Genomic DNA, 15,710 nt, shown 5'->3' with positions numbered 1-15,710 from the left:
CCACGGCGTCACGCTCGGCTCGGTGCTCGCCGCGCACGGCGAGCCGCCCGGCGACGAGCGCAACGCCGCGGTCCGCGACAGCCAGGGTCGCCTCGACGGCGTGAAACCTGTGCTGTCCGCCGGGGCGTCCTCACTTGTCGGCGACGACTTCGTCGCCGTGCACATGAGCTGGGGCGCGGTGAACGAATGGACCACCAGGTCGGGCTACGCGCGGCTGATCGAGCGCGAGCGACACCCCGCGCTGTCCGGGCTGAACCTCAGTCGGTCTTGTGTTCGTTGCGAGTCGGTCCTCGAGGTGGCCCGTGCGGTCGCGGACCGCGGCAAGGACGAGGTGCTCGCAGCGTCGCCCGTCGAGTCGGTCCAGGTCACGGTCGACCTCCCCGGCATGATCGCAGAGGGTGTTCAGATGCACACGGCTGAAATGGCCGTGGAAGGCCGCGCGCGGCCTGGGTGGGTAGCCTGGCCCAGCTCCACGCGCGACGGGACGAGGTGGTTGTCCGCCGAGGCGCGGGCGCAAACGCGAATCGTGTCGGATCAGCCAGTCTCTGGGCTCGCCTATCTGACACACATCGACGGGGTCGGGGCGAACTGTGTCGGATAGGCCTGCCTATGGACCTGCCMAAATGCCACAGTTCAAGCTCGGAGGCCACCCCGGCGCGACACGGACGGCTCGGCTTCGGCTCCCTGTCGGGCCGGCCGTTCGACCCTGGGCTGACCTGGGCCTGGGTCAGGCCGCTCGCTGACGGACGGGTGTGCCGCGACGTGGCCAAACTGGCCCGTGGCATCGACCCGGCGACCTGGTGATCATCAGACAGTCGACTCGGTGACCTTGCCGTCCTCGACGACCAGGCGGCGGGTGACGTGGACGGCGTCGAGCATGCGGCGGTCGTGGGTGACCAGCAGCAGGGTGCCGGGGTAGGTGTCGAGGGCGGACTCCAACTGCTCGATCGCGGGCAGGTCCAGATGGTTGGTGGGCTCGTCGAGGACCAGGCAGTTCACGCCGACCGCCTGCAGCAGCGCGAGACCGGCCCGGGTCCGCTCGCCAGGCGACAGGGCCCCGGCGGGGCGGGTCATCTGGTCGGCGCTGAGGCCGAACTTGGCGAACAGGGTGCGGACCTCCGCCATCGCCCAGCCGGTGGCGCGCTCGGCGACCGCGAGCGTGCTCTCCTCGCCGCGGAAGCGGTCGCGCGCCTGGTCGACCTCGCCGAGGCGCACCCCGGAGCCGAGCGTCGCCTTACCGGTGGCGAGCGGCACCCGGCCGAGCAGCGCCGCGAGCAGCGTCGACTTCCCGCCGCCGTTCGGCCCGGTGATCACGATCCGGTCCGCCCAGGAGATGGTGAGATCGACGGGGCCGAGCCGGAACCCGCCCGCGCCGCTCGCCGCTTCGTCGCCGGACGCCGCCGGTGCCGGCGCCGGCGGGTAGGCGACGACGGCGCCGGCGAGCGCCGCGACGACGTCGCCGGAACGGGGCGCGGCGGCGATCGTCATCCGTAGCTGCCACTCCTTGCGCGGCTCCTCGACCTCCTCCAGCCGGCCCAGCTTGGTCTCCAGATTGCGGACGCGCGACGCGCTCTTCGTCGCCGCCTCGATCTTGTAACTGCGCACCGACCGGTCGTTGTCCGGGACCTTGCGCTTCGCCCGGATCGCCCCGCGCACCGACTGCTCGCGCTGGCGCTGCACCTGGGAGACGAGGTTCGCGCGGGTGTCGGCGAACTCGTCATAGTGCTCGCGGGCGTGCCGACGGGCGAGTTCGCGCGCCTCCAGGTAGGTCGACCAGCCGCCCGCGTACTCGGTGACGTCGCGGCGGTGCTGGTCGATCTCGGCGACGCTGGTGATCGTCCGGTCGAGGAACGCCCGGTCGTGGCTGACGACGACGAGAGCGCCGGAGATCCCGGCGACGAAGCGCTCCAACCGCTCCAGGCCGTCGAAGTCGAGGTCGTTCGTCGGCTCGTCGAGCAGGGTGATGTCGAAGCGGGACAGCAGCACCGCGGCGAGCGAGCCGCGGGCCGCCTGCCCACCGGACAGCGCCGTCGTCGGCGCGTCCAGCGCGTCCGCCGGCAGGCCGAGCTCGGCGCAGACCTGCTCGGCGCGCACGTCCAGGTCGGCGCCGCCGATCGCTAGCCAGCGCTCCAGCGCCTCCGCGTAGGCGTCGTCCGCGCCGGGGCGGGCGGCGGTGAGCGCCTCGGTCGCCTCGTCGAGCGCCGCCTGGGCGGCGGCGACACCGGTGCGCCGTTCCAGGAACGCGCGCAGCGTCTCGCCGGGGCGGCGGTCGGGCTCCTGTGGCAGCAGGCCGACGTTCGCCGACGGGGGTGAGAGCTCGACCCGGCCGGTGTCGAGCGCGACCTGGCCGGCGAGCGCGCGCAGCAGCGTGGACTTGCCGACGCCGTTGGGCCCGACGACCCCGATCCGGTCGCCCGGCGCGACGGTGAGCGAGACGCCGTCCAGCACGACCTGCCCCCCTCGTACGACGGACAACTCGGAGGCGACAAGGGTGGCGGACATGGCCCCCATTCTGCTCGCCCGCGCGCGGCCGTCGGCGGTGCTGGCGAGGGACAGTCACCGCTGGGACTTTGCGGGGGTGTGCCCGAGTCGTCTGACCGAAGCGGGAACGTCCCGTTGTGGCGCAGCATGGGGGCACTACGGCGGATGGAGCACTCGATGAACGCGGGCGGCAGGACGGGAACGGGCGTCGGACGGCGCGTCGGCGGGCACCGGACCGGCGGGCGGGTGGTGCTGGCGGCGTTGGGCGCCGTGCTCGCGGTGACGATGACGGTGATGGTGACAGCCTGCAGCAACGACGGTGGTTCCGCCGCCGAGCCGCCCGTGGGCACGCCGACGGTTCCGGCGAGCGAGTCCGCGACGCCGGGCGCAGGCGGTTCGACAGGTCCGACGGCGTCGGCCTCGCACGGGTCCGGCGGGGGCACGACGAAGCCCGCGACGACCGCGCCAGCGGTACCCATCTGTGCGGCGTCGGTGCTGGCCGCGGCGATCGTCGGCAGCGACGGCGCGGCCGGCACGATCTACACCCAGCTCACGCTGACGAACAACTCCTCGGCGCGCTGCACGCTGCGCGGCTACCCCGGGGTGTCGTTCGTCGACACGGCCGGCAACCAGCTTGGCGCCCCCGCCGACCGGACCGGGGAGGCCGGGTCGGCGGTGGTCCTCGCGGGCGGCGGCAAGGCCCAGTTCACGGTGCAGGTCACGCAGCCCGGTGTGCTTCCGGGCTGCGACACCGAGGGCAGCTTCACCAGTGCCGCGAACCTTCGGATCTACCCGCCCGACAACACCGTCGCCCTGCTCGTCCCGGTTCCGCAGGGCCGCCAGGCCTGCAAGAGCCCGTCCGTCCACCAGCTCAAGGTCACCAGCCTCGCCGCGGCCCGCTGACGCGCGGCCGGGGGACCGGGTGCCGGGAGTCACGGCCCGGCAGCGGCTCGGCTCCTGACGCCCGGTCCGTCAGGGGAGGCGCCGGCGCCAGTCGCCGTCGGGCACGAGGGGGCGGCCATCCGTGGCGGCGGCCTCGCAGAGATAGCCGAGGACGCGGCGGCCGTCGGCGAGGTCGACCCAGCCGAACCCGAGCGGGGGCGGGGTCTCCAGCAGCAGCTCGGCGATCGCGGGGCGGGGGAGCAGCCACAGCTCGCCGGTCGCGCTGGTGGCGACGGCCGGGTCGCGGACCAGGCCGGGCCGCGGCGGGTCGCCGCCGAGGTCGTGCAGTCGGTAGCCCGGTGTGGTCCGCACGCGGCCGAGTGGGACGGCGCCGTGCCGGCTGATCCGCGCGTGCGCCGGGAAGCCGGCCATGTGCGCCCCGACCACGAGCAGCGGGACCGGCGCCTCGGGCGCCTCGGGCTCGGCGGGCGGGCTGGGCCGCGGCGGATTGGTCACGTCGGGCATCGTCGCGGCCTTCCCACCGATTGACCACTGGGAGGTCTGACACTGTCGGCCCCGTTCGGCAATGCCGCCCCTCCGGCAGCCCTTCACCGGGGTTCCGGGTGCCGTGGACCGGGAGCACCTCGGCGGCGAGCGGCGCGCGACGCTGAACGGCCCCGCCGCGAGCGACGGGGCCGTTCAGGGAGGGGACACGCCGGGCGGATCTCGTCGAGGCCCCGCCCGGCGGGCCGGTTCAGGTACTGATGTTGGACCTGTGTGCTAGTCCTCGATCGGGCTGGTGCCGAGGATCTTGTACTCGGCGGRCTGGCCCTTGTCGTCCAGAGTGGACGCCAGTCCACCGCGGACGCAGGACGCCGGAGAGTCGGCCACGGCCTTGCCGTTGCAGCGGAACTTCATCCCGCCGGCGCCGGGCAGCTCGGTCTCCTTCATGCCCTTGATGGTGGAGGTGAGGGTCGCCGKGGTGATGTCTCCGGTGATGCCCTGCGTCGCCGCCTGCAGGGCGGAGACCAGCGTGAACATGATCATGCCGTCCTGGAAGCTGAGGTCGATACCCTTGCCGTAGGTTTCGGCGACCTTGGTATAGAGGTTCATCGACGGGTTGTCCGTGCCGAGTGGCACGTTGGCGCTGATGACCATGTCCTTCAGCGTCGCGCCTGGGACCGACTTGCGGGTGGAGTCGGTGATGCACTGGGCGATGGCGCTGATGGTGCCGGTGAAGCCGACGGCCTTGAGGCCGTTCATGGCGCTGATGCAGAACGAGTCGTTACCGATGATGAAGACCTCGTCGGAGCCGTTGTCGACAACCCCCTGCATCTGGGGCGTCATGTCGGCGGTGCCGGGGGCGACGCGGATGAGGTTGTAGCCGATGCCGGCCTTCTGGAACAGGGGCGGGGCGACCTCCTGCGCGGAGTGCAGCGCGGAGGGGACATCGATGACGACGGTGGTGACCTTCTTGTTGCCCTCGTCCTTGGCGACCTGGATCGGCAGTTGGATGATGCCGAAGGTCGGGTCAGCCAGGACGAACGTCGTCGGGCTGGCCAGCACGTCGGGTTCGCCCGATCCGTAGATCACCACGGGGATCTTGGCGTCGCTCATCGGCTTCCACGCGGGCTCGAGGACGGCCGACGTACCGATGATGGCCGCGGAGACGCCCTTCTCGACCATCTGGTTGCCGCAGTCGGAGGCCTTGGCCGGGTCGCCCAGGGTCTCGCAGATGGTGATCTCGATCGGCCGGCCGCCGATCCCGCCCTTGTGCTCGTTGAGGTACTTGGTGGTGGCCTCGGCGACCTTGTTGTCGTTGGTGTGGTCGGCGGTCGGGCTGGCCCCGTCCGTGATCACACCGATCTTGACCGGTGCGCCGGACGCCTTGTCCACCGGGCCCAGAGGGTCGGCGGCGCCTGCTGAGCCGCTCGCCGATGGGGGCGTGGAGTCGCCCTTGTCATCGGAGCCACCGCCGCATGCCGAGACGAAGGCCAGGCTGGCGGCGAGGACGGCGACGCCGGCTACCCGTAACCGTAAGGTGGCGGTGGCGTGGGTGTGCGATGGCGTCGCCGCGGCAAGCGGGTGCGGTCGCTCCAATGCTGGTCGACCGGTCAGTCCACGGAGTGGCATGTCCCCTACCTTGTCTTCAGACATTGCGCGGATACCAGGAACAGGTCGGCCCATGGGGGCAGTGGGCAGCGGCCGGGAGGTACCGCTCCGGCCTACCTGTACGTGGTGTTTGTTGGTGTCGCGACAGCCTTGAGGCGGTCCGCCACGATTGCGTGGTCGAAATGCGATGGAGTAAGTGCTTACTCGGCTCCGACGTCGGCGTCAACAGACGGTGACTCGCCGAGTCGCGGAGGGACGCTGAGCTGGCGCTTCGCGTCGGCGGTCCCGGTGATCTGATCCCACCACGATCTGGGTCGGCCGCGGGACGCGATCGTCATCGCCCCCAGCCACCATGACCTGGAAGAGCCTTCGCCGGGAGCAGGGACACCGAACGGCCCGCCGCGAGCGACGGGCCGTTCAGGGAGGGGACCCGCCGGGCGGGGTTTTGGGGAGACTCCGCCCGGCAGGCCAGTTCAGCTGTTGAAGTTGTGCGCTAGTCCGCGATCGGGCTGTTGCCGAGGACCTTGTAGGCGCTCGGCTGGCCCTTGTCGTCGAGGGTCGTCGAAAGGCCGCCGAGGACGCAGGTGGCCAGGGAGCCCGGGATGGCCTTGCCATTGCAGCGGAACTTGATCCCGCCGCCGCCGACCAGCTCGGTCTCCTTCATCGACCGCATAGTCGAGGTGATGGTCGCCGGGGTGACGTCCCCGGTGATGCCCTGCGTGGCGGTCTGGATGGCGGAGATGATCGTGAACATGATCATGCCGTCCTGGAAGCTGAGGTCGATGCCCTTGCCGTAGGTCTCGGAGACCTTGGTGTAGAGGTCCATCGAGGGGCTGGGCGGGCCGAGGGGCACGGTGGCGCTGATGACCATGCCCTTGAGGGTGGCGCCGGGGACGGACTTGCGGGTGGAGTCGGTGATGCACTGGGAGATGCCGCTGATGGTGCCGGTGAAGCCGACGGCCTTGAGGCCGTTGATGGCGCTGATGCAGAACGAGTCGTTGCCGATGATGAAGACCTCATCGGACTTGTTCGAGACGATCTGCTGCATCTGCGGGGTCATGTCGGCGGTGCCGGGGGCGACGCGGACGAGCTCGTAGCCGATGCCGGCCTTCGCGAACAGCGGCGGGGCGATGTCCTGGGCGGAGTGCAGGGCGGCTGGGACGTCGATGACGATCGACGTGACCTTCTTGTTGCCCTCGTCCTTGGCGAGCTGGATCGGGAAGTCGATGACCGGGAAGGTCGGGTTGCCGAGGGCGAACGTGGTCGGGCTGGCGAGCAGGCCGGGATCGCTGGAGCCGTACACCATCACCGGGATCTTCGCGTCGTTCAGCGGCTTCCACGCGGCCTCTACCACGCCGGACGTGCCGATGGCGACGACGGAGACGCCCTTCTCGACCATCTGGTTGCCACAGTCGGTGGCCTTGGACAGGTCGCCGAGGGTCTCGCAGAGGGTCATCTCGATCGGCCGGCCGCCGATCCCGCCCTTGCGCTCGTTGAGCCACTTGATCGTGGCCTCGGCGACCTTGTTGTCGTTGGTGTGGTCGGCGGTCGGGCTGGCCCCGTCCGTGATCACACCGAGCTTGACGGGCGCGCCGGTCGCCTTGTTGACCGCGCCGAGGATGTCTCCCGCGGCCGCCGAGCCGCTGGCCGCCGGCGTGGGGTCGTCCTTCTTGTCGTCGGAGCCGCCGCCGCAGGCCGAGACGAAGGCGAGGGCCGCGGCCAGGACCGCGACGCCGCCGACTCGTAACCGTAAGGCCGCGGCGGGGTGGGCGTGCGATGGCGTGACATCGGCGCGCGGGTGCGGCCGTTCCGATGCTGGTCGACCGGTCAGTCCACGAATGAGTGGCATGTCCCCTACCTTGTCGTCGGACGTTGCGTGAATACGAGGAACACGTCGGCCCATGGGGGCGGTGGGCACCGGCCGGGTGGCACGTCCCGGCCTAGCTGTACGTGGTGTGCGTCGCGTGGCAGGACGGGCTGTGATGTCCGCCACGATTGTGTGTTCAGTGCTTACTCGATTCCGACGTCGGCGTCAACAGACGGCGGCGCGCCGGGGAGGGGGCAACACGCCCGCGACCTGGCCGGGGGTCGTGCGGAGGCGGTGGGACACAGAACGGCCCCGCCGCGCAGGACGGGGCCGTTCTGGGAGGGGACGTGCCGGGCGGGTCTCGGCGAGGCCGTCCGCCCGGCACGCTGGTGCGGTTGTTGGATCCGCTGGACCCGGTTGCCGGAGTGGCGTGCTAGCCGGCGATCGGGGTGTTGCCGAGGACCTTGTACGCGGCGGGCTGGCCCTTGTCGTCCAGGGTGGTCGACAGGCCGCCGACGACGCAGGGGGCTGCGAGGCCCGCGACCGCCTTGCCGTTGCAGCGGAACTTGATGCCGCCGCCGCCGGGCAGCTCGGTCTCCTTCATCGCCTTGATGGTGGAGGTGATGGTCGCCGGGGTGATGTCGCCGGTGATGCCCTGGGTGGCCGCCTGGAAGCCGGACATGATCGTGAACATGATCATGCCGTCCTGGAAGCTGAGGTCGATGTCCTTGCCGTAGGTCTCGGAGACCTTGGTGTAGAGGTCCATCGAGGGGCTGGGCGGGCCGAGGGGCACGGTGGCGCTGATGACCATGCCCTTGAGGGTGGCGCCGGGGACGGACTTGCGGGTGGAGTCGGTGATGCACTGGGAGATGCCGCTGATGGTGCCGGTGAAGCCGACGGCCTTGAGGCCGTTGATGGCGCTGATGCAGAACGAGTCGTTGCCGATGATGAAGACCTCATCGGACTTGTTCGAGACGATCTGCTGCATCTGCGGGGTCATGTCGGCGGTGCCGGGGGCGACGCGGACGAGCTCGTAGCCGATGCCGGCCTTCGCGAACAGCGGCGGGGCGATGTCCTGGGCGGAGTGCAGGGCGGCTGGGACGTCGATGACGATCGACGTGACCTTCTTGTTGCCCTCGTCCTTGGCGAGCTGGATCGGGAAGTCGATGACCGGGAATGTCGGGTTGCCCAGCGAGAAGGTCGTCGGGCTGGCGAGCAGGCCGGGGTCGCTCGAGCCGTAGAGCATGACCGGGATCTTGGCGTCGTTCAGCGGCTTCCAGGCGGCCTCGACGACGCCGGACGTGCCGATGAGGACGGCGGAGACGCCCTTCTCGACCATCTGGTTGCCGCAGTCGCCGGCCTTGGACAGGTCGCCGAGGGTCTCGCAGATGGTGATCTCGATGGGCCGGCCGCCGATCCCGCCCTTGTGTTCGTTGAGGTACTTGGCGGTGGCCTCGGCGACCTTGTTGTCGTTGGTGTGGTCGGCGGTCGGGCTGGCCCCGTCCGTGATCACACCGAGCTTGACGGCCGCGCCGGCTGCCTTGTCGACCGGGCCGAGAACGTCCGCGCCCCCGGCGGAGCCGCTGGCCGGGGGGGTGGCGTTGTCCTTGTCGCCAGAGCCGCCGCCACAGGCCGAAACGAAGGCCAGGCTCGCGGCCAAAACGGCGACGCCAGCCAACCGTAACCTGGCCGGGCGGGTGGACGACTGCGCGGATGCAACGGGCTGGAGCGGCTGCTCGGGGGTTCGCCGGCTGGCCAGTCGCCAGAGATGCGACATGTTTTCCACCTTGTCGTCGGACGTCGGGTGACTGCGAAGATCGCCAAACCCGGATGCGAGGCGTAACTGGCTAGCGGGGCAAGGCCTCCCGGGCACCTGTTCGTTCGGGTACGACTCGCTGCGGGTTCACCGATGGTTCGCCAATGGAGTTGCGCGTGCAGCGACCAAATGGTCGCAGTGTGGTGCTGCAAGTGAATACTCGATTCCGACGTCGGCGTCAACAGATGACGGCTCGCCGACGCGTGAAAGGGGCCGCGACCTGCACGTTTTCCCGGCGGTGGCCAGGCGGTCGGGGGACCGGCGGCCCGATCTTGYGCCACCCACGCGGGCCGTCGAGGCACATGATCGTTATCGCCGCTGGCCCGACGACCTGAACCTCCAGGGGTTGACGACTTGAGCCTTTCGGGGTTGGCGCAACGCGAAACGGCCCCGTCGCACGCGACGGGGCCGTTCGGGACGGGACACCTGCCGGGCGGGACGCTGACGAGTCCCGTCCGGCAGGTGTGCCGGTCTGATGGTGGATCGATGTCGGGCGGGGCGTGCTAGCCCTCGATCGGGGTGTTGCCGAGGACCTTGTACTCGGCGGGCTTGCCCTTGCTGTCCAGGGTCGTCGTCAGGCCGCCCCGGACGCAGACGGCCGGAGTGGCGGGATAGGCCTTGCCGTTGCAGCGGAACTTCAGACCCGCGCCGCCGGGAACCTCGGTCTCCTTCATCGCCTTGATGGCCGCCGTGATGGTCGCCGGAGTGACGTCACCCGAGAGGCCGTCCAGAGATGCCTGGAAGCCGGACATGATCATAAACATGATCATGCTGTCCTGGAAGCTGAGGTCGACGTCCTTGCCGTAGGTCTCGGCGACCTTGGTGTAGAGCTGCATCGACGGGCTGTCCGGGCCGAGCGGGGCGGTGGCGCTGACGACCATGCCCTTGAGCGTGGCGCCCGGTACCGCCTTGCGGGTGGAGTCGGTGATGCACTGGGAGATGGCGCTGATGGTGCCGGTGAAGCCGACGGCCTTGAGGCCGTTGATGGCGCTGATGCAGAACGAGTCGTTGCCGATGATGAAGACCTCATCGGACTTGTTCGAGACGATCTGCTRCATCTGCGGCGTCATGTCGGCCGTGCCCGGTGCCACGCGGACCAGGTTGTAGCCGATGCCGGCCTTCTGGAACAGCGGCGGGGCGATGTCCTGCGCGGAGTGCAGCGCGGCCGGCAMATCGATGACGATGGCGGAGACCTTCTTGTTGCCCTTGTCCTTCGCGACCTGGATCGGCAGGTCGATGACGGGGAACTCCGGGTCACCCAGGGAGAAGGTCGTCGTGCTGGCGAGCAGGGCGGGGTCGCTGGAGCCGTAGAGCATGACGGGGATCTTGGCGTCGTTCAGGGGCTTCCAGGCGGCCTCGACGACGCCGGAGGTGCCGATGAGGACGGCGGAGACGCCCTTCTCGACCATCTGGTTGCCGCAGTCGCCAGCCTTCGACAGGTCGCCGAGGGTCTCACAGATCGTGACCTCGATCGGCCTGCCGGCGATCCCGGACTTGTGCTCGTTGAGGTACTTGGTGGTGGCCTCGACGACCTTGTTGTCGTTGGTGTGGTCGGCGGTCGGGCTGGCCCCGTCCGTGATCACGCCGATCTTGACGGCCGCGCCGGTGGCCTTCGCCACCGGGCCGAGAATGTCGTCCGCCCCGGCGGAGGCGCTGGCCGCTGGGGTGGAGTCGCCCTTGTCGTCGGAGCCGCCGCCGCAGGCCGACACGAAGGCCAGGCTCGCGGCCAGGACGGCGACGCCAGTCAGCCTTAACGCGGTCGGGCGGGTGGACGACTGCGTGGAGGCGACGGGCCGGAGCGGCTGCTCGGGCGTTCGCCCGCTGGCCGACCTCCAGGGATACGACATGTTTCCCACCTTGGACGTTGTCATCGCGAAGATCGCCAGACTCGTGCGCGAGGCGTAACTGGCCGCTGGGCAGGGCCTCCCGGACACCTGTTCGTTCGGGTACGACTCGCTACGGGTTCGCCGATGGTTCGTCGATGGAACTAGGTTGTTTGGACCGAGCGGTCGAAACATGGTGCTGCATGTGAATACTTGATTCTGACGTCGGCGTCAATAGAAGCCGATTGCAGGGTACAGGCGGTGGCGGGTGCGTGCGCTCGGGCGGYGTCTGAGACGCTTGATCCACCAGAGTCGGTCCAGGTGACGGGCCAGGCGCAGGGACGGCGATCACCGCCGCGACAGTGCCGGGGAGGTGGAGGCGGCGAGTGCGGCACGAGGGCAAGACCGAGGCCCGGCTGGGGCGCATCCGGGGGTCCGAGCCGCCGCGGCGGCACAATGCCCGGACGATCGCGGCGCTGACCAGCAACCCGGGGTGCGCGCGACGGGCGGTACTGGACGCGGCCGGGGTCGATAAGGAGCGGCTCGCGGAGCGGGTCGACTTCCCGGCGGCGTTCGGRCAGTCACGGTTCGCCATCGTGCGGGGCAACGCGTTCGAGCGGCAGGTCAAGGCGGACGGCTGCGCCGAGCTGCTGCGGTTGCTTCAGGACGTGCTCGGCCTGGACCTGCGCGACGCGGCGTACACCGACCTCGGCGCGGCGGATTCCGCGGACGGCCTGGCCGCGCGACACGTCGCCGCGAGGGAGCGGCTGGCTGATGCACCGGGCGACGAGGGCGGCGTGTACGGGGCGTTGTTCGACCATCCGCTGCTGCGGCTCGAGGTGGCCGGGCAGGACGTCTATCTGGAGCCGGACCTGGTGGCGTTCCAGCACGGCGGGGCGTTCCACGTCGTCGAGATCAAGTCGTTCCCGGTGATCGACGGGCAGGCGGACGGGGAGAAGGTCGCGGCGGCGGCGGTCCAGTCCGCCGTCTACGTGCTGGCGCTGCGCCGGCTGCTCGGCCGCGACGACGCCGTCTCACACGAGGTGGTGCTCGTCTGCCCGAAGGATTTCTCCAACGTTCCGGTCGCGGTGCGCCTCGACGTCCGTCGGCAGTTGATCGTGCTGGAGCATCAGCTCGCCCGGCTGACCCGGATCGACACCCTGCTCGACGCCCTGCCGGACGACCTGGCGCTCGATCTCGGACACGACGGCGCCGGGGCGCCGGTCATGGCGGCGGGTGCGTTGACGGCGGCGCTTGGCCAGGTGACGGCGCGCTACGCGCCCGGGTGCCTGTCGACGTGCGAGCTGGCCTTCTTCTGCCGGCGGGAGGCCTCCGGGCGCACGGCCGCGCTCGGGGTCGGCGTCCGGGAGGAGCTGGGCGGGGTGGAGACCGTCGACGAGGCGCTCGGGCTCGCGCACGGGACGGCGACGCCCGACGACGACCTGGCCGAGTCGGCGGCGATGCTGCGGACCACCGCGCGGGTGTACGCCGAGGCGCTTGGGTCGGTGCCGGGCATGCCGCGCGTGCCGGGCGCACCCGGCACGCCCGGTGGCGAGGCGGGGGCCGGTGACCTGGCCGAAGCCGGCGGGGACGCTGAATGAGCGTGATCGGCGCGTATGCGCGGGCGCTGGCGGTCCAGACGGGGTTCGCCCAGCCGGTCGCATCGGTGCGGCACGTCCATCTCGCCCAGGCCCCGCTGGTGCTCGTGCCGTTGACGATGGCCGGCGAGGCGAACGCGCCGCTCGCGGCGATGATCGGCACGGACGAGCTCGACGCGACGTTGCTCGTCGTCCCGCAGCCACGCGACCGTGACCTGCGGTTCGCGTTCGCCGGCCTGCTCGGGGACCTTCTCCTCGACCACGTGGAGCGGTGCGCGGCCGCGGGCAGCGAGCCGGTGGGCGCCCCGCGGGTGCCGAAGCCGTCCGCTGACAGGTCCTCGCCGGGTGGTGCCGGCAAGGCGACGGCACTGGCCGGCTCCGGTGCCGCCCCCGGAACCCTCGGCGGCGCCGCCGGAGACCTGCGCGCGGACGAGGACGCGCTGGCCGCGGCGGAGGCCGCCGGGCCGGAGCGGTTCCTCGCCGCGCCGCAGGTGTTGGTGCCCAACCGGGCCGGCGTCGAGTTCATCCGGCTGTTCGGCCGGTCGACCCGGTTTCGCTCGGCGGCCGGGGAGTACGCCGTTCCGGCCGGGGTGCCGCTGCTCGGCCGCTGGCTGACCTTTCTCGCCCAGCGGGCCGAGCACCCGGGCTCGTCGGCGCTGGTCGCGATGACGGAGGCGCTGGCGCTGCACTGGGCGACCGGGCAGAGCGCCCTGGAGGACGCGAACCTCGCCGCGCTGCTGGCCTGGATCGACCCGCCGGCCGCCCTTGCCGGCCCGGAGGCCGCCCGGCTGGCCGAGGACCCGCTGGCCTGGCCACCGGCAGGCCCGACGACCGACCCCCAGTTCGACAACCGGGTGCTCGCGCCCGCCATCGCGGCCTACGACGAGGCGGTCGCGCTGATGCGGGCGCAGGCCGGGGCCGCCGGGGCTCCCGACCCGTTCGGCGCGGGGCCGGACGTCATCGACAGCCGCCGCGGTGTCGCGCCGTCGTGGCGCGGTGCCCCCGGTGCCCCCGGCGCGGCGGTCGAGGCGTGGCTGCGCGCCCGGGACGAGATCGCGCGGGCGGTGCGCGGGCAGGTCGAGCCGACGTGGGGGCTGATGTGGCGGGCCGTCCGGCGGCTGCGTGAGCTGCCGGAGGCAGCCTCCGTGCCACGGCGCTGGGAGCGGGACCGGGCGCGGTTCAGCTCGTACTACACCTACCTGCGGGACGAGGACGGCGGCCTGCCGCAGGCCCGCCGCGACGGCGCGGTCGCCGCGGCCCGCCGGCTCGCCATGCTGGAACGAGAGCTTGCCGCTTACGAGGCCGACCAGGCCTTCGACGACCCGTTGGTGTTCGCGAACTACCGGGTGACCGGCGAGGCGTTCGTGGGCACGGTGGTCGCCGCCGAACGGGACCGCCGGATCGCGAACGAGCGCGGATCGCTGGTCACCAGGCCCGTCGTCGAGGTGCTCACGGTGGACCCGGTCCGGCTTGCGCTCGGTACGAAGGTCTGCTCGCCCACCCGGCCAGGCCAGGTCGGGGTGATCATGTCGCTGGAGCCGGCGGCGGGCGGGCTGCTGGTGTCGCTGGAGCTCAGCGGCGGGATGGGCCGGGCCAAGGTGCCGCCGCCGGGCAGCGTCCCGGAGGTGGGCGAGGCGATCGGTTACACCAGCGTGCTGCCGGACGGCGCGTTCTCCGCCGCCCTGCCCGCGCCCGAGGACACCCCATGGACCCACGGCGGCCCGCCGACGTCCTACGAGCCCACCGAGGGCGACGCGAAGGAGATGTGGGCATGACGCCCGAGCCGGGGGGCGTCGGCGAGGCTCCGGGCGAGAACCCAGGCAGGCTTGCCGCGGGGGTGACCGACGCGATCCTGGCGGATCTGCGCTCGGGGCGGCACAGGGGAGTGGTCGTCGACTCGCCGCCGGGGGCGGGCAAGTCGACGTTGGTGGTCCGGGCCGCGGCCGAGTTCGCGCTCGCTGACGAGCCGCTGATGATCGTCGCGCAGACGAACGAGCAGGTCGACGACCTCGTCGAGCGGCTCGCCGCGGACCTCGCCGACCGGGCGCCCGAGGCACGGGTCGGCCGGCTCGGCCGTGCCGGCTACGTCGCGCCGCCGCGGATCGACGGGCTGCCGAACGTCGCCGTCGGCAGCGACCTGCGGACGATGGGGGACCCGCAGGTCGTGATCGCCACGGCGGCCAAGTGGGCCTATGTGAAGGACCGGGCCTGGCGGTGGGCGATCGTCGACGAGGCCTACCAGATGCGCTCGGACGCGCTGCTCGCGATCGCCCGGCTGTTCGAGCAGGCGCTGTTCGTCGGCGACCCGGGCCAGCTCGACCCGTTCTCCACCGTCGACAACGACCGCTGGCGCGGGCTGACCTGGGACCCGATGCAGAGTGCCGTCGCGGTTCTGCTGCGCAGCAACCCGGAGCTGCCTGTGCACCGGCTGCCGGTCTCGTGGCGGCTGCCGCGCAGCGCCGAACGGGTCGTCGCCGACGCCTTCTACCCGTTCACCGGCTTCCGGACCGGCAACGGCCCGGGCGACCGCCTCCTCACCTTCACCGGCACGCCCGGCCCCGGCTCGGCCAGCGCCAGGCCCACCGGCTCGAACGTGGCTCGGGGTGGCACCGCGGCCGGAGCCGTCGACGACGTGCTGGACGTGGCCGCGGCGACCGGGTGGGGGCTGCTGGAGCTGCCCGCCCGGCACACACCACGGACCGATGCCGAAGCGGTGCGCGCGGTCGCCGACGTCGCCCGCCGGCTGGCGGCCCGCGGCGCCGTGGCCCGCTCGCTCGACCGCGGCGGCGAGGCACACCCGGTGACGGCGAGCCGGATCGCGATCGGCACCGCCCACCGTGACCAGGCGGCCGCGGTCCGCGCCGCGCTCGGCGAGGACCTGCCGGGGGTCGTGGTCGACACCGCCAATCGGCTGCAGGGCCGGGAGTACGACGTGACCGTGGTGCTGCACCCGCTGTCGGGCCGCCGGGACGCGACGGCGTTCCACCTGGAGGCCGGCCGGCTGTGCGTGCTGGCGTCGCGGCACCGGCAGGCGTGCGTCGTCGTCGCCCGGGCCGGCATCCGTGACCTGCTCGACACCCACCCGTCCGGCGGGCCCGTCCACCTGCACGAGCCGGTCCGCTTCCCCGACGGCTGGGCCGCGAACCAGGCCGTGCTGGCCCACCTGGAACGCCACGCGGTCAGGCTCTGAC

General features: G+C 71.8%; 11 protein-coding genes. 5 read left to right on the top strand and 6 right to left on the bottom strand.

Annotation, left to right across the window (positions count from 1 at the left end):
* Positions 1 to 22: 22 nt before the first annotated feature.
* Complete coding sequence (locus BCD49_RS44125; protein WP_007516408.1) at positions 23 to 601, top strand: hypothetical protein; 579 nt, start codon at positions 23 to 25, stop codon at positions 599 to 601.
* 206 nt (positions 602 to 807) lie between these two features.
* Here BCD49_RS44125 and BCD49_RS16275 read toward each other — a convergent pair whose 3' ends face one another.
* A complete protein-coding gene (locus BCD49_RS16275; protein WP_007516406.1) occupies positions 808 to 2,502 on the bottom strand; it encodes an ABC-F family ATP-binding cassette domain-containing protein in 1,695 nt (564 codons plus the stop codon).
* Between the two features lie 156 nt (positions 2,503 to 2,658).
* Between BCD49_RS16275 and BCD49_RS16270 the strand changes: the two genes are divergently transcribed.
* Complete coding sequence (locus BCD49_RS16270) at positions 2,659 to 3,384, top strand: DUF4232 domain-containing protein (RefSeq protein WP_007516405.1); 726 nt, start codon at positions 2,659 to 2,661, stop codon at positions 3,382 to 3,384.
* A 69-nt stretch (positions 3,385 to 3,453) separates the two neighbouring features.
* On the opposite strand, the gene BCD49_RS16265 is transcribed toward BCD49_RS16270, so the two are convergent.
* From BCD49_RS16265 to BCD49_RS16245, 5 genes are all read right to left on the bottom strand, one after another.
* Entirely contained in the window at positions 3,454 to 3,879 is a 426-nt protein-coding gene (locus tag BCD49_RS16265; RefSeq protein ID WP_131803466.1) for an allophanate hydrolase-related protein, read from the bottom strand.
* 264 nt (positions 3,880 to 4,143) lie between these two features.
* On the bottom strand, positions 4,144 to 5,496 hold the full coding sequence (locus BCD49_RS16260) for an ABC transporter substrate-binding protein (RefSeq protein WP_083401486.1): 1,353 nt from the start codon (positions 5,494 to 5,496) through the stop codon (positions 4,144 to 4,146).
* A gap of 472 nt (positions 5,497 to 5,968) precedes the next feature.
* Complete coding sequence (locus BCD49_RS16255) at positions 5,969 to 7,324, bottom strand: ABC transporter substrate-binding protein (protein WP_007516402.1); 1,356 nt, start codon at positions 7,322 to 7,324, stop codon at positions 5,969 to 5,971.
* A gap of 391 nt (positions 7,325 to 7,715) precedes the next feature.
* Positions 7,716 to 9,059, bottom strand: a complete 1,344-nt coding sequence (locus BCD49_RS16250) for an ABC transporter substrate-binding protein (protein WP_027140679.1) — start codon at positions 9,057 to 9,059, stop codon at positions 7,716 to 7,718.
* A 542-nt stretch (positions 9,060 to 9,601) separates the two neighbouring features.
* Positions 9,602 to 10,945 (bottom strand): ABC transporter substrate-binding protein, encoded by a 1,344-nt coding sequence (locus BCD49_RS16245; protein ID WP_083401485.1) that lies wholly within the window; start codon positions 10,943 to 10,945, stop codon positions 9,602 to 9,604.
* Positions 10,946 to 11,307: 362 nt separating this feature from the next.
* Between BCD49_RS16245 and BCD49_RS16240 the strand changes: the two genes are divergently transcribed.
* From BCD49_RS16240 to BCD49_RS16230, 3 genes are read left to right on the top strand one after another with little or no spacing between them, the layout of a single operon-like run.
* The gene (locus tag BCD49_RS16240; RefSeq protein ID WP_007519334.1) at positions 11,308 to 12,522 is read left to right on the top strand and encodes a hypothetical protein; all 1,215 of its coding nucleotides are present in this window, start codon (positions 11,308 to 11,310) and stop codon (positions 12,520 to 12,522) included.
* The gene (locus BCD49_RS16235; RefSeq protein ID WP_007519333.1) at positions 12,519 to 14,294 is read left to right on the top strand and encodes a hypothetical protein; all 1,776 of its coding nucleotides are present in this window, start codon (positions 12,519 to 12,521) and stop codon (positions 14,292 to 14,294) included. The genes BCD49_RS16240 and BCD49_RS16235 overlap by 4 nt, the downstream gene beginning before the upstream one ends.
* Positions 14,291 to 15,709 carry an AAA domain-containing protein gene (locus BCD49_RS16230; RefSeq protein WP_007519332.1) on the top strand — a complete coding sequence of 473 codons (1,419 nt, stop codon included), beginning with the start codon at positions 14,291 to 14,293 and terminating at the stop codon, positions 15,707 to 15,709. The genes BCD49_RS16235 and BCD49_RS16230 overlap by 4 nt, the downstream gene beginning before the upstream one ends.
* The last annotated feature ends 1 nt before the right edge of the window (position 15,710 follow it).

The organism is Pseudofrankia sp. EUN1h (assembly GCF_001854645.1).
Classification (GTDB): Bacteria; Actinomycetota; Actinomycetes; order Frankiales; family Frankiaceae; genus Pseudofrankia; species Pseudofrankia saprophytica.
This window is presented reverse-complemented; position numbering and strand designations above follow the sequence as displayed.

Excerpts from the sequence above, each read along its gene's own strand:
- BCD49_RS16270 (WP_007516405.1), top strand. The coding sequence starts at position 2,659 with ATGAACGCGGGCGGCAGGACGGGAACGGGCGTCGGACGGCGCGTCGGC.
- BCD49_RS16250 (WP_027140679.1), bottom strand. The coding sequence starts at position 9,059 with ATGTCGCATCTCTGGCGACTGGCCAGCCGGCGAACCCCCGAGCAGCCG.
- BCD49_RS16230 (WP_007519332.1), top strand. The coding sequence starts at position 14,291 with ATGACGCCCGAGCCGGGGGGCGTCGGCGAGGCTCCGGGCGAGAACCCA.
- BCD49_RS16275 (WP_007516406.1), bottom strand. The coding sequence starts at position 2,502 with ATGTCCGCCACCCTTGTCGCCTCCGAGTTGTCCGTCGTACGAGGGGGG.
- BCD49_RS16255 (WP_007516402.1), bottom strand. The coding sequence starts at position 7,324 with ATGCCACTCATTCGTGGACTGACCGGTCGACCAGCATCGGAACGGCCG.
- BCD49_RS16235 (WP_007519333.1), top strand. The coding sequence starts at position 12,519 with ATGAGCGTGATCGGCGCGTATGCGCGGGCGCTGGCGGTCCAGACGGGG.